Source organism: Cutibacterium namnetense, assembly GCF_001642025.1.
Classification (GTDB): domain Bacteria; phylum Actinomycetota; class Actinomycetes; order Propionibacteriales; family Propionibacteriaceae; genus Cutibacterium; species Cutibacterium namnetense.
In genome coordinates this window covers 40,562-54,419 of record NZ_LWHO01000005.1, presented here as the reverse complement: position 1 = coordinate 54,419, position 13,858 = coordinate 40,562, and the positions used below count along the sequence as shown (strand labels likewise).

General features: G+C 61.6%; 10 protein-coding genes. 5 read left to right on the top strand and 5 right to left on the bottom strand.

The features are described 5' to 3' along the window. Positions 1-35 precede the first annotated feature (35 nt). Together ispG and A5483_RS07185 are read left to right on the top strand one after the other, a co-directional pair. A complete protein-coding gene (ispG, locus tag A5483_RS07190; protein WP_176607836.1) occupies positions 36-1,217 on the top strand; it encodes a flavodoxin-dependent (E)-4-hydroxy-3-methylbut-2-enyl-diphosphate synthase in 1,182 nt (393 codons plus the stop codon). 1 nt (position 1,218) lies between these two features. Beyond that, positions 1,219-2,064, top strand: a complete 846-nt coding sequence (locus A5483_RS07185) for a GNAT family N-acetyltransferase (protein WP_002548338.1) — start codon at positions 1,219-1,221, stop codon at positions 2,062-2,064. 221 nt (positions 2,065-2,285) lie between these two features. On the opposite strand, the gene A5483_RS07180 is transcribed toward A5483_RS07185, so the two are convergent. From A5483_RS07180 to A5483_RS07160, 5 genes are read right to left on the bottom strand one after another with little or no spacing between them, the layout of a single operon-like run. Then, complete coding sequence (locus tag A5483_RS07180; protein ID WP_002548333.1) at positions 2,286-3,143, bottom strand: anchored repeat-type ABC transporter permease subunit; 858 nt, start codon at positions 3,141-3,143, stop codon at positions 2,286-2,288. Positions 3,144-3,155: 12 nt separating this feature from the next. After that, positions 3,156-3,914, bottom strand: coding sequence for an anchored repeat-type ABC transporter ATP-binding subunit (locus tag A5483_RS07175; RefSeq protein WP_063811392.1), 759 nt, complete (start codon positions 3,912-3,914; stop codon positions 3,156-3,158). Next, the gene (locus tag A5483_RS07170) at positions 3,911-4,963 is read right to left on the bottom strand and encodes a choice-of-anchor M domain-containing protein (protein WP_193790456.1); all 1,053 of its coding nucleotides are present in this window, start codon (positions 4,961-4,963) and stop codon (positions 3,911-3,913) included. The genes A5483_RS07175 and A5483_RS07170 overlap by 4 nt, the downstream gene beginning before the upstream one ends. After that, the gene (locus A5483_RS07165; protein ID WP_063811390.1) at positions 4,960-6,483 is read right to left on the bottom strand and encodes an anchored repeat ABC transporter, substrate-binding protein; all 1,524 of its coding nucleotides are present in this window, start codon (positions 6,481-6,483) and stop codon (positions 4,960-4,962) included. Before A5483_RS07165 ends, A5483_RS07170 begins: the two co-directional genes overlap by 4 nt. Further along, positions 6,480-9,161 carry a TIGR03773 family transporter-associated surface protein gene (locus A5483_RS07160; protein WP_063811389.1) on the bottom strand — a complete coding sequence of 894 codons (2,682 nt, stop codon included), beginning with the start codon at positions 9,159-9,161 and terminating at the stop codon, positions 6,480-6,482. The genes A5483_RS07165 and A5483_RS07160 overlap by 4 nt, the downstream gene beginning before the upstream one ends. A gap of 180 nt (positions 9,162-9,341) precedes the next feature. Here A5483_RS07160 and A5483_RS07155 point away from each other — a divergent pair, with 180 nt between their 5' ends. From A5483_RS07155 to A5483_RS07145, 3 genes are all read left to right on the top strand, one after another. Further along, positions 9,342-11,087, top strand: coding sequence for a proline--tRNA ligase (locus A5483_RS07155; protein ID WP_063811442.1), 1,746 nt, complete (start codon positions 9,342-9,344; stop codon positions 11,085-11,087). 161 nt (positions 11,088-11,248) lie between these two features. After that, the gene (locus A5483_RS07150; RefSeq protein WP_063811388.1) at positions 11,249-13,000 is read left to right on the top strand and encodes a TIGR03767 family metallophosphoesterase; all 1,752 of its coding nucleotides are present in this window, start codon (positions 11,249-11,251) and stop codon (positions 12,998-13,000) included. An 83-nt stretch (positions 13,001-13,083) separates the two neighbouring features. Continuing rightward, positions 13,084-13,851, top strand: coding sequence for a sulfite exporter TauE/SafE family protein (locus A5483_RS07145; protein WP_063811387.1), 768 nt, complete (start codon positions 13,084-13,086; stop codon positions 13,849-13,851). Positions 13,852-13,858: the final 7 nt, after the last annotated feature.

Genomic DNA, 13,858 nt, shown 5'->3' with positions numbered 1-13,858 from the left:
GTCAGCGTCACCACGGCGGCGACGGTGGTGACACAATGGAGACGAGAATCCGCGATTTCAGGAGTGACACGTCAATGACCGTGAACCTGGGTATGCCTACCCCTCCCGTTCCGACCCTGGCGCCACGTCGCAAGACGCACCAGATCAAGGTGGGAGATGTGCTCGTCGGTGGTGACGCACCCATCTCAGTGCAGTCCATGACAACCACCAAAACCCACGACGTTGGTGCCACCCTGCAGCAGATCGCCGCCTTGACCGCTGCAGGTTGTGACATCGTGCGCGTCGCATGCCCAACCGATAAGGACGCCGAGGCGTTACCGATCATCGCCCAACAGTCCCAGATCCCGGTGATCGCCGACATCCACTTCCAGCCGAAGTATGTCTTCCAAGCGATTGAGGCCGGTTGTGGCGCGGTGCGTGTCAACCCCGGCAATATCCGCAAGTTCGACGACCAGATTGAATCGATCTGCAAGGCTGCCACCGAGCACGGCACGAGCATCCGCATCGGCGTGAATGCTGGCTCTCTCGACAAGCGTCTGCTCGACAAGTACGGAGCCCCGACCGCCGAGGCCATGGTGGAGTCGGCGCTGTGGGAGGCCAGCCTCTTCGAGCAGTATGGGTTCCGGGATTTCAAAATCTCGGTGAAACACCATGATCCGGTCGTCATGATCCGTGCCTACGAACAGCTGGCCGCCAAGTGCGATTATCCCCTTCACCTGGGCGTTACTGAGGCTGGTCCGGCTTTTCAAGGCACTATCAAGTCGGCGGTGGCCTTCGGGCACCTCCTTGCCGAGGGTATCGGCGACACCATCCGCGTATCCCTGTCGGCTGATCCGGTCGAGGAGGTCAAGGTTGGTATCAAGATTCTAGAGTCTGTCAACCTGCGTCCTCGAGGTCTGGAGATTGTCTCCTGCCCGTCGTGCGGACGTTGCCAGGTGGACGTTCTTTCGCTGGCTAATGACGTAACCGATGCCCTCGAAGGGATAGACGCCCCGTTGCGCGTCGCCGTCATGGGCTGCGTCGTCAACGGGCTTGGGGAGGGCCGCGAGGCTGATCTAGGCGTGGCTGCCGGTAATGGAAAGGGCAAGATCTTTAAGCACGGCGAGGTCATCCGTACCGTTCCGGAGAACGAGATCGTCCAGGTGCTCGTTCAAGAAGCCAACCGAATGTCCGACGAGATGGACACCACCGGGGCCGTCGAGGTCACGGTTTCCTGAGGTGAGGATCCGCGTCAGGCAGCTCGACGACGCTGACCTGGGCCAGACCATCGAGTTCCTCTCGCGTGCCCCCGTCGCCAATCTCTTCCTGTTGTCGAGGATCCGTCAGGGCGGGCTGGACAGTGACCGTCTGGGCTGCCCGGTTCACGGCGTCTTCCGAGGCGGCGAACTCGTCGGGCTCGTTCACGTTGGGGCCAATCTCGTGCCGGTGATCGACGACGGTCGTGACGACGCCGTCGTCGACGCATTGGCGTCGAAGGTTGGACGTTGGCGGCGATCCTCGTCGATCATGGGCACGGATGTGGCCGTCCTGGCGCTGTATGAGCGGCTGGCCCGGATCAGTCCGGACACCTGGGGAAGGCCTCGTGAGGTGCGCTCCTGCCAACCTCTGCTGGCGATGTCGGGCCAGCCTCGGGTGGCTCCGGACCCTCGGGTGACCCGGATCGATGAGCGAGACTTTGAGCCCTATTTCCGGGCCGCCGTCGTCATGTACACCGAGGAAGTTGGCGTCAGCCCGCTGGACTCCGGGGGTGGGTATCGACGTCACATGCTCGAACTCGTACGGCAGGGGCGTGGCCTCGGCATCGTTGCGGACGGCGTCGTGCGCTGGAAGTCCGACGTCGCCGTCACATGGGGGAATGTTTGCCAAGTTCAGGGAGTGTGGATGGATCCAGCCTGGCGTGGACGCGGGCTGGCCGCCCCGGCGATGGCTGCCGTCGTCGAGCTGGCCCGGCGCGATCACGACGTCGTCTCGCTGTACGTCAACGACTTCAATACCCGCGCCTTGCGCACCTACCGGAGAGTCGGGTTCGAGCGGATCGGGACGATGGCGACGCTTCTCTACTGAGGGTCTGCGACTTGCGAGTCGATCGACCTGATGTTTTAGAAGATGTGTCGGGCCATGACATCGAAGACGGCCGCTCCAGTTGCTGAATCGCTGGCCTTGCCAGATGCTGACGGATCATATGTCATGACCCCGTGGCTGTTGTGAGCGCTATACCTTAGGCGCGAACGGGGCCGTCCTTGAGATGTCTTCTCCGTGTCGAGTTGGGTGCGCTGCAGGACCCCCTATGCCGCCCGACGTCGCGCTGCCCCCAGCAACCCGCGCGGGGCGACCAGCCAGCACGCTAGGAACACCGTGGTTGCCACGAGGACGATCGTCCCACCGGCCGGAAGATCGATCGACCACGACAGGTACAGGCCCACCAGGGCGCTCAGCCCACCGATGACTGGCGCCAGGACCATCATCCGCCCTAGCCGGTCGGTGAGTAGCCGGACGGTGGCAGCCGGCGTCACCAGCAGAGCCAGTACCAGGACGTTGCCGATGACCTGCACCGAGATGACGACAGTCATCGTCACCAGGACGTAGAGCAGCAGGTCCAGGGCGAACACCGGCAGGTTTGAGGCCCTAGCTGTCTCACGGTCGAGCCCGACGGCAACAAACTCTTTGTGGACGGCCCGTTCCAGTGCAAGGACTAGGGCCCCGGTGACACACACGATGGCGATGTCGTCGTTGGTGATGCCGGTGATCGACCCGAAGAGGAACTGTTGCAGCGACCCCGAATACCCCGGTGCCCGCGAGATGATGAGAATGCCCAGCGCGAAGGCCCCGGCGAAGAGGATGCCGATGACCGAGTCCTCTTTGAGGCGCCGATTCTGCGAAACGATCGCCACGAGGATCGCGGTGGTCAACCCGGCGATGGACCCGCCCAGCAGCAGCGACCCTTGCATGAGGAAGGCCACCGCCAACCCGGGAAACACCGAGTGGGCGACGGCGTCACCGATGAATGCCATCCCGCGCAGGACGACGTGCGAACCAATGACCCCGGCAACTACTGAGCACACCACGGCGACGAGTAGCGCCTTTGGCAGGAAGCTCAGCAGGGGATTGGTGAGGTCAGATAAGAAGTCGAGAGGGGAAAGCATGATTACCTTCGTTCAGGCGGCGTTTGCGCCGACGATCCTCAACAGGGGCGACGAGCCGGAGACCCCGAAGGCCTGCATCCACATGGCCGGGTCGCGCAGCTGTTGGGGGGTCGAGTCAGCGATGACAGTCCGGTTAACTAGGCACACCCGGTCGGCCGTGGCCATCGCCTGGGCCAGGTCATGGGTCGTCATGACGAGGGTCGTCCCAGCCTCCGACAACTTGATGAATAGCTCGGTGAGCTGCTCCTGGGTGGGCATATCGACGCCGGTGAAAGGCTCGTCAAGGAGTAGCACCGACGGACGGGTGGCCAGGGCGCGAGCGATGAGCACGCGCTGACGCTGACCCCCCGATAATTCCCCAACAGTACGGTTAGCCAGCTCAGCCATTCCAGCAGTTCTTAGGGCGTCACGCACTGCGATGTGGTCGTCCTTGCTAGGGCGACGAAGCCACCCGATGTGGCGAGTACGTCCGCTCATGACGACGTCAGCGACGCTGATCGGAAAATCCCACGCAAACTCGTGGCGCTGCGGAACGTAGCCAATGTGGCGCCATCCCTTACCAGGAGACGCGCCAGCGACCTCAACAGTGCCCTTGGCTGGCTTCACCAGGCCGAGCATGGTGCGCAGGATAGTGGTCTTGCCAGCGCCGTTGGGGCCGAGTAGAGCTAGCAGGTCGCCCTTGGCGGCCGACATATTGACATCGTGGAGCACCTGCAGCCCGCCAAAGTTGACGGCTACGTCAGAGATCTTGATGGATCCGAGGTCATTCATCTGGGCTCGTCTCCGGAATCCTTGTTGGTTTCGCTTGCGCCGGTGCCTTCCTCATTCCATACTTCGTCGCGCATTTTCTTTGACCTGGAGCGTCCCACCAAAGCGGTGACGATAATGCCAATGATGACGACTCCGGCAACGATTGCAGGTCCCCATGGGGTGTCATCGTCGGAGTCGTCGGAGGAATTCGCAGTCGCGGTTGAAGCTGGGGAGGATATCTCAGTGGCCGCGGCCCTCGACGAAGCTGGTGGAGCAACAGATGTAGCGGCTGATGGTGAAGACCCTATGGCGCGGGCTTCGTTCGCGGATCCCTTGTCGCCGACAACGAACCTCAACTTCGTCGAGTAAGAGTGCTTAGTCCCTTTGCCATCGGTACCGCGAACATCGACGGAGATGGTCTGCGCACCGGGATCAGAGAACACCCAGTTAGCGTGGACATGAGTGTTGGCCTCCATGTGAACTAGCTGCTCGCCGGACTTGGTGGAGTCGTACAGCGGCATCGGGGAGTCAAAACCGTTCTCAATGAACATGTGGGCTTGTCCTGGGCCCTCATGCCCCGTGAAGACGAGATCGGCTCCGCGTCGGAAATTTTGGACGATCTCAGGGGCCTGGGTATTCCAGCCCAGCCACACGACCTTCTGATCTTGGGTCTGGGGAATGACGTAAGCCTTCTTCCCGCGCACAGTGCCCAAGAAGGAATAGCTGTCGTCGTTGGGCACGTCGACGCGCGAAGCGTCAGCGACGCGCAGCACAGCTTCGTCAGTGCTGCGCCAGACTGGCGGGTTTGCAGTGTCATCACGGGCCATCAGGGAGAATCTTCCGGCAACGATGCGGGGGCCGACGTCGACGTGGCCGCGCTTGATCTCAGCCGGGCCTTTCGCCACCTTCTCATTATCAGTGACGGTCTGCTTGAGGGCTGGGTCGGGCGCAGGAGTGGGGGACGCCTGGGCCGGCTGGACCAAGGCGAAGCTAGTGGTGAGCGCAATGAGCATGGCAGACACGCCTGCCAGCGGACGGTTGATCATGGGTACCTCCACAGTGGGCCTCATCCCAAGCACTTGGCTAGGGAGTCGGCGTCGAATCTCATGAGGTCGATGTAGTTGGTGACGTGGTCGTCGAAGGTGTCGCCATAGATGGGGCACACCTTGACACCGTTGTCTGCGGCGATCGCGGCTAGTACTGAGGAACCACGCAGCACGTTGGGCTCCAGAAACACCGCCGGCACCTTGAGGTCAGCGATGGTCTGGTTGAGTTTGCGTCGCTGGGCCATGGACGGTTCCACGCCAGGGTTGGCAGTGACGAACCCAGCGATGTGCATACCGTGAGCCTGAGCAAGGTAACCGTAGGCGTCATGACTGGTAATGAGCTGGCGCCGTCCCCTCGGAATACTTGCGATCTTGCGGTCGACGTAGTGCGAAGTCTCTTCGAGCCTGGCCAGGTATTTTGTAGTGTTCTCGCGATAGGTCTGCGCCCCTTGAGGATCAGCCTTTATAAGGGAGTCACGGATGACCTGCACATAGGCCTTGGTGTTCTTGATGCTCATCCACAGGTGGGGGTCGATCTCACCGTGAACGTGGACGCCGAGAACAGCCTGAGGTAGCTGGTGGATTGAGGACCCAGGATGCCCCAGAAAACGGAAAGCCGGTGACGGCGGTATCTCGGTGAGGGCTTTCGGGGGTACCCACACGACTGACTTGTCGGGGTTCAGACGCTTCTGGGTGCGTACGCCGCCGCCGGTCGGGTCGGACAGGATGGTCATCGTTGCCTCGTCAATGTCGGCGCAGAAGTCTGCATGTCCCTTGTCGACAACAGTTCGATCGGCGAGTTCAGGGTTAGTTCGCGGATCGGCCCCGACGGCGATCGTCAGGGTTTGCGTGCCAATCGACGTGTTGCCCTTGGGAGTCGATAAGGTGGCCGCGAACACCGCTTTGTACACCCCAGGTTTGCTGAAGGCCCACGACATGTGGGTGTGGGCGTCGGTAGGAAGCTCTACGTCGTCACGCTCGTCGATGCCGTCAGTCGTCGAGTAGTAGATCTGAGGTCGACCAAAGGTTCCAGTGATATAGGCGGTGAGGTCCCCTGGTCCTTCAACCGACTTCAGCTGAAGGTGGACCGAGGAGGAACGGTCGGCTCCCCGTGCGGCACCCTTGCCAATGATGCGCAGCCCTAGCCACACGGTGTCCAGGTTGGCATTTTCAACCAGCGGGATCACCTGTGCGCCGTACTTTTGGGCCTCCTCGGCTAGGGAGACATTGATGGACCCAGCGGGTAGGGAAGCGTCGATGGTCTTGATGACCGAATGAGGCTCGAGCATGAGGTAGTTCGACAGCGCGACCTTCGAATACACGACGGTCCGGACGTCACGCAGCGACGGCTCATAAGTGTGGGGGTCTGCCCCGGAAGGCACCATGGAGGTGACGGTGGCACGATCACCGGCGACCTGACGGGTCAAATCGGCGAGGATAGGCGTAGTCGTCACCACGGAAAGCCTGTCACGGGAAGCAGGAACGTGGCCGCACCCAGCCAGCAGACTCAGTGCGGCCACGACGCATAACAGGCGTTTTTTCACCCGCGTCGTCTCCTCGCCACGAGGAGAGCGCCGGCTAAGCCAAGAACCGCGAAGGCTCCGACCACCAGACCCTGGTTGGTCTGGGAGGCGATACCGGTGTCACCGGACTCGCCGTTTTCGCCGGAGCCTGGCAGGCCGGTCGCTTTGAGATCACACGGCTTGCCATCAGGGGTACGGCCCACGATGGTGTAGCCCGGATCGGTATTCCCGTCGGTGCCGGCCGCGGCCGGCACCTTGCCCAGGGAAGCCGCCACCGACGCGGCATCAATGCCTACCGCGAAGTGGAGGGTGCCAGTGGCGCTGACCTTCTTGCCGTCCTTGGTTGTGGCCGACTGAGTGACAGTCACGGCGTAGTGTCCGGGGGCGGTGAACACCCAGTTCGGATGGGCGTGGGTGTTCGCCGGGATGGTGTAACTGGTGGGTCCGCCGACGTTATCGAAAACTCGCTGTCCCACGCCGCCACCGAAGGTGCCGGACATAAACACGGCTAGCTTGCCAGGGCCACTGACCTTGTCCAGGTGCATGTGAACCGGGCCGGTGGTTCCGTTGATGATGGATTCGTGCATTGTATTGACGCCTAGCCACGGCACGCCGGCTACCTGGGTGGCACCGATGAGCCATACCTTGGTGCCGCCCTTGGCAATGAAGTCCATGCCGGCAGGGGCGGTGGTATTGGCTTTATCGCCAACAGCCATCACGATGCTCGATGGATCGACCCACTTCGCCGGGGCGGAGCGGTCGTCTTTAACGGCTGAGATGAGCTTGCCGGACTGCAATTGGACGCCCCAGTCGAAGTGGCCCTCAGTGGCGATGGATGCCGACCGGCCAGCAGGCTGAGCAGCGGTCTTTTTCGCTGCGGCTACCTTGTTCGCGATCTTCACCGGGCGGCAGATTTCCTTCTTGACGGAAGGGCCGCTGGCGCTTGTCACCCCGGTCGGTCTGTTCGAGCTGTTGCGGGGGCTGTTGGCCATGCCAAGGTCATCGAAGGCTCTGTCGGAACCACCTCTGCTGCTGCCTTTGCCCCGGGCCGGGTTGTCAGCGTTACCGCGGGCCGGGGTGCCGGCGACGGTACCGGTCGGGCAGCTCTTGGCAGCGGTGATGGCCTGGGAACCAACGACCCAGGTGTAGGTGTGGGCTCCAGTGCTGACGGTCGTGCCATTACGGATGGCGGTGGCATCAACCGTCATCTGGTAACGACCGGGCTGGGTGAACACCCAGTTGGCATGCACATGGGACGGCTGCTTGACGGTGATAGTGCCCGGCAGGGTGGTTGAACCACCGTCGAGCAGAGCTTGGACGTTACCGAAGGAGCTCTGCGAGAACAGGTGTACCTTGCCTGGGCCCTTGACGGTACGGATGTTGACCTTGACCTCATTAAAGTCGTTGCGTTTGACGTCGAAGGTCTCCCAGCCCGGCCACAGCAGATTCTGGTTCTGCGTCATGGGCAGCAGGTAACCCTTGGGGGCGCCAGGGTATCCCTTCGGGATGGTCGTTAGGGCAGAGTCCTTAACGGCCAGCAGCACGCTTTCCGGGGTATGGAGCACCCCCTCGCCGGTCACGTCTTCCTTGATCTTGAGATCGAGGCCATTCTTGGCAGCCGATCCGACGCGGAAGACGTCGGAGTGACCGTGGTCGAGGACCAGCTTTTTAGCGCAGGGCGTTGTGCTGGCTCTCGGCTTCACAACGGGTTTACGGGTCTGCTTCCGGGGCCGGGTTTGCTCCTGCGTTGGGGCCGGCTTGGGGGTTGCTGTCGGTGTGACCGAGGCCTTGGGTGCGGTGGTGCTCGGCGTCGGCCGGGGCACGGGGGAAAGCGACGGAGTTGGGGCGACGCTTGGAGTTGTTGGGGCTGACGTGGGCGTCGGTGGTGGAGTTGGCTGTCCCCACGGCTCAGGGAGGGCAGTCGTATCGCCGACCACCCAGGTGTAGGTGTGCGGTTTGGTCTGGAACTTCTTGCCGGACTTGTGTGCTGTGGCCTGGACGGTCATGGTGTAAATGCCGGTCTTGCCAAACACCCAGTTGGCGTGCACATGGGAGGGCTGAGCGACGGTGATGGTGCCGGGTAGTTCGGTCGTGTTGCCGTCAAGCAGAGGCTTAACTTCGCCAAAGGAGTCTTGGGAGAACAGGTGCACCTTGCCGGGGCCCTTGACGTTGCTTACCGTGATGTTGACCGAATCGAAGCCGTTGCGTTTGACGTCGAAGGTCTCCCAACCTGGCCAGAGCACATCCGGGTTCTGCGTCAGCGGTAGGACATATCCCTGAGGAGCGCCAGGAAAGTTGGCAGGGATATCAGTGAGAGCGGAATCTTTGATTTTGAGGAGGACGTTTTCGGGGGTGTGGAGCACCCCATCGCCGGTGACGTCTTCTTTGAGTTTGAGGTCGATGCCGCCATCGGGGGCCGATCCTACTCGGAAGACATCGGCGTGACCGTGGTCGAGCACGGTGCTGGTGCTATTGGCGGGGTCCGGCGAGGGGCGAACGTCGGTGGCATTGCTATCCCCGAGTGCTTGAGTGGTGGGCCCGTCGGTCGCCTGATCCCACTCGGTGTGGGTGGCGTCGACATGGCCGTTGTGCAGGTGCTCATGATCCGGCGCTGCCGCGTTCGTCGATGACGGGTTGATCATCAGGAACGTCAGCAGGGCGGCAAGGAGCGATGCGAACCGTTTCACGGTGGCCTCCATTGTCTTCCTGTAATGTCCGGCCAACTGTATAATGAGAACGGTTATCGGTGCTACTTGGGGGCAGTGCTGGCCCGAGCCGTTGGCCTGTGCCGCTAGGATTCGACATGGCCGTTGCCGGTCACGTCGAAGGGCGGCGGAGGGTCGAGCACGGCCGGGAAGGTACACGTCGTGTTGACGCGCATGTCACAGCTATTCGTCCGAACCCTGCGAGAGGACCCGGCTGATGCCGAGGTTCCAAGCCACCGCTGGCTCGTTCGGGCTGGATATATCCGCCGGGTCGCTCCCGGTGTCTACTCGTGGCTCCCGCTTGGGCTCCGGGTGATGCGTAGGATCGAGGCCATCTGCCGTGAGGAGATGACCGGCATCGGGGCTCAGGAAGTGTGCTTGCCTGCGCTGCTGGCTTCCGATCCTTACAAGGAGACCGGTCGTTGGGCCGAGTACGGCGATAACCTCTTCCGTCTCAAAGATCGTAAGGGGGTGGACATGTTGTTGGGGCCTACCCACGAGGAGATGTTCACTCTCATGGTCAAGGACTTGTACTCCTCGTACAAGGACCTGCCGCTGTGCCTTTACCAGATCCAGAACAAGTATCGCGACGAGGCCCGCCCGCGCGCTGGCATCCTGCGCGGTCGTGAGTTCGTCATGATGGACGCCTACTCTTTTGACGTCGCTCAAGAGGGACTCGATGATGCCTACCAGGCTCAACGCGATGCTTACATTCGGATCTTCAACCGCCTCGGGTTTGACTACGCCATTGTCAAGGCCATGTCCGGCCCGATGGGTGGATCCCGATCTGAGGAGTTCCTGGCTGTCGCAGCCAACGGCGAGGACACGTTCGTCCGTTCTTCTGGCGGTTACGCCGCCAATGTGGAGGCCGTCCAGATGGCTGCTCCTGATCCGCTGCCCCTCGACGGGCTACCGGAGGCCGAGATCGTTGATACCCCTGACGTCCCGACCATCGAATCCCTCGTCAGAATGGCCAATGAGGTGCGTCCGCGAGAGGATCGCCCGTGGACTGGGGCCGATACCCTCAAAAACGTTGTCTTCATGGTGGCCCATCCTGATGGCACCCGCGAGCCGCTGGCCATCGGGCTTCCTGGCGACCGCGAGGTTGATGAGAAGCGGCTGGAAGCCGCCCTGGAACCGGCGGTGGTTGAGCCCTTCACAGAAGAGGATTTTGCTGCCAATCCGCAGCTGGTCAAGGGCTACATTGGGCCGGGTGCCCTCGGCGAGAACAACTCCTCGAAGGTGCGATACCTCGTTGATCCCCGGGTCGTGACCGGTACCTCCTGGATCACCGGAGCCGACCAGAAGGATCGGCACGTCTTCAATCTTGTAGCTGGTCGCGATTTCACCCCTGACGGCGTCATTGACGTCGCCGAGATCCGCGAAGGTGACCCGGCCCCTGACGGCAGCGGCGAGCTTCACCTATCCCGCGGTATCGAGATCGGCCATATTTTCCAGCTCGGTAAGAAATATGCTGATGCTCTTGGACTTAAGGTGCTCGATCACAATGGCAAGCTTGTGACGGTGACCATGGGGTCTTACGGTCTGGGCGTCTCCCGTGCCGTGGCCGCTATTGCTGAGGGCACCTGTGACGAGAAGGGGCTGTGTTGGCCCCGTGAGGTCGCTCCCTTCGACGTCCAGGTACTTGCCACCGGCAAGGCAGCGGAGGTCCTCGACGAGGCCACGCGCATTGCCAGTGAACTGGCCGAAGCTGGTCTCGAGGTCCTTCTAGACGACCGCAAGGCGTCCCCTGGAGTGAAGTTCGCTGATAGTGAGATTCTCGGTATGCCGACCTCGGTGGTCGTCGGTCGGGGGCTCAAAGACGGCTTAGTCGAAGTTCGCGACCGTGCCACGGGCGAGAATCGTCAGGTTGACGTGGCCGAGGCTGTGCCCGTTGTCCTCAAGGAGGTACGCCGCTGAGAGCCGAAGTGGCATCGATCGTTTAACCGACCGACATCTACACGTTGCTACATGGTTGCCAACTGTTCTCGAAATCTGGTGCGGAAGTGACCCAGTAGCGGCCTGACAATGGTGTTCGTAAACCAGGCTGAACGACCCCTCAACCTTGCGAAAGGTGAACGATGCCAGAGAACGAAGACGAGTTGACCAGAAACGACGATAAGACGGCCAAGAACAGGCTGGGACGGCGAACGTTCCTCGGCGGTGTGACCTTGGTCGCCGCTGCGGCGGTGACCGGCACCACCCCGGCGTTGGCCCACGCGTCGAAGCGTCTCCACTCCACGTCCGGCACCACCCTTGAACAGGTGGGGTTGCGAGGTCCGGGCAGCGGGTACCGCAGGCTTAAGGCGCAGCGCGGCTACCCGCTTGTCGTACGCGAGGAACTCGCCAAGGGCAAGAGCGGGCGCGACGATCGCCGCGATGGTTTGGCGTCGTTCGTTCAGGTGACCGACTTGCACGTGACCGACGTGCAGTCGCCGATGAGGGTCGAGTTCATGCATCCGCTGGCTGGCCCGGCCTTCCGCCCGCAGGAAGCGCTGGGTCCGCTAGCTACGGCCTCCTTGGTCCGCCGCGTCAATTCTCTCCAGGGCGGTCCGGCTACTGGCCGAGCTTTTGACGCTCTTGTCAGCACTGGTGACAACACCGATAATCATGAGCACGTCGAACTCGACTGGTACCTCACGTTGTTGTCTGGTGGCACGATCGTTCCCAATACCGGCGCACGCGATCGCTGGGAAAGTGTGCAAACCTTCGGGGACCCGCTGTTCTACAATCCTGAATCGCATCGCAGCGACATGTATAAGCGCGCCGGTTTCCCCCAGGTAGACGGCTACTTCCGTCGCGTCATGGCCCCAGTGTCTTCCGCCGGCGTGAAGCTTCCGTGGTACGCGGTATTCGGTAACCACGACGATTCAGTCCAGGGCACCTTGCCTTCTGACTGGGGTCTGCTGAAGGCGATGTACACCAGTGATCGCAAGATCACCGGCTTCGCCAGCCAGAAAGATACTAAGGCCTATCTCCAGGCAGCCCAGGGAAACGGACCGGTAGCCCTGTCCAACGATGCCGCTTCACTGACCCGGCAAATTACTGCGGATGAACGTCGGGTGCCCTTCACGCCCTTCGAGTTCATCAAGGCTCATTTGCGCGACGGTATCGATGGTGCGGGCCCGCACGGCCATGGATTCCATGAGGATGATCTCAATGCCGTGCGCGGTTATTACACCTTCCCGATTGCCAACGGCGTAACCGGTATCAGCCTGGACTCGACCAACCGGGCCGGGTACACCGATGGTTCTATCGACGACCGTCAATGGAACTGGCTTAAATCTGTGTTACGCGCCGGTAGCAGCGTGTATTACGACGATCTCGGGGTGCGTCATCATCACGACGTGAGCGACACGATGTTCGTCCTTTTCAGTCACCACGACTCGATGACGATGAACAACCCTATCCTCCCTGGCGACGGCACCGGTATCCGTCACCTCGGTCCGGAATTGGTCTCCCTGCTGTCGCACTACCCGAACGTGATTGCCTGGGTCAATGGACACGTGCATGCGAACAACATCACCGCACACCATCATGCTCTCGATGCCCGTCGCAGCTGGTGGGAGATCAACACGGCTTCCCACGTCGACTTCCCCCAGATGGCCCGCATCATCGAGCTTGCCGACAATCATGACGGCACCGTGAGTATCTTCACCACGCTTATTGAGTCCAATGCCCCGTACCAGGCCGACTACGACACGACCGACCCGGACGGTCTGGCCAGCCTGTACCGAGAGTTTGGCGCGAACGACCTCCATACGAGGGTGGGTAGGCTCGGTACATCGGTCGATCACAATACGGAGTTGCTGCTGGCGCATCCTTGGGCCTGAGCCACTTTCTGACCGAGAACACGAATTGGGTCCTGCCCCTTCGGGGGTGGGGCCCTACTGCTGGGTCGCAGAGAGGTTGACACGTGGCGTCTTGGGTCTTCGCTGGTCTTCTCCTTGCCGCCTTCGGGGCGGGTTGGATCAACGCTGTGGTCGGCGGAGGCGGACTCATCATGTTGCCGTCTCTGCTAGTCGGTCTGCCGGCCGAGACGCCGATAGCAACGATCGCGGGCACGAATAAGACAGCTCAGGTCGTCGGGAACCTCACTGCTGGAGTGGGGTATCTGCGTAGACAGCGCCCAGATTGGCGAATGTTCCTGTGGGCGGCTGGCCTAGCTGGTCTGGGTGCCGTGGTGGGTGCGCGCATCGTCACTTACATGTCGCGGGCTGTATACACCCCCATCCTCCTGGTGGTGCTGGTCACCATCGGCATCTATACCTGGAGGAGGCCGTCACTGGGGACGGGCCACAATGGCGAGGCTGGTAAACACCCAATCCTTGTTCCGATCATCGGGCTATTCCTCGGTTGCTACGACGGCGCTATTGGGCCTGGGGCCGGGACCTTCTGGGTACTGACCTACGTGGCCGTGGGTGGGTACTCCTTCCTCAAGGCTTCGGGAATGGCGAAGATTTGCAACACGGTGACAAATCTCGTCACCATCATCACACTGGCGATCCACGGTCACGTCTGGTGGCATGTCGCTTGGCCGCTGATTATCGCGAACGTTGTCGGGGGATTGGTTGGTGCCCGAATGGCTATGAAACACGGCAACAGCTTCGTGCGGACGGTGTTCCTCATCGTTACCAGTGTTCTGGCGGTGCGAATGCTCGTTCAGCTCATCTGGGGAGTCTAATCAGACG

Bases quoted from the DNA above. Each gene is read 5' to 3' on its own strand.
- A5483_RS07180 (WP_002548333.1), bottom strand. From the start codon at position 3,143: ATGCTTTCCCCTCTCGACTTCTTATCTGACCTCACCAATCCCCTGCTG.
- A5483_RS07155 (WP_063811442.1), top strand. From the start codon at position 9,342: ATGTCACAGCTATTCGTCCGAACCCTGCGAGAGGACCCGGCTGATGCC.
- A5483_RS07175 (WP_063811392.1), bottom strand. From the start codon at position 3,914: ATGAATGACCTCGGATCCATCAAGATCTCTGACGTAGCCGTCAACTTT.
- A5483_RS07150 (WP_063811388.1), top strand. From the start codon at position 11,249: ATGCCAGAGAACGAAGACGAGTTGACCAGAAACGACGATAAGACGGCC.
- A5483_RS07170 (WP_193790456.1), bottom strand. From the start codon at position 4,963: ATGAGGCCCACTGTGGAGGTACCCATGATCAACCGTCCGCTGGCAGGC.
- ispG (WP_176607836.1), top strand. From the start codon at position 36: ATGGAGACGAGAATCCGCGATTTCAGGAGTGACACGTCAATGACCGTG.
- A5483_RS07160 (WP_063811389.1), bottom strand. From the start codon at position 9,161: ATGGAGGCCACCGTGAAACGGTTCGCATCGCTCCTTGCCGCCCTGCTG.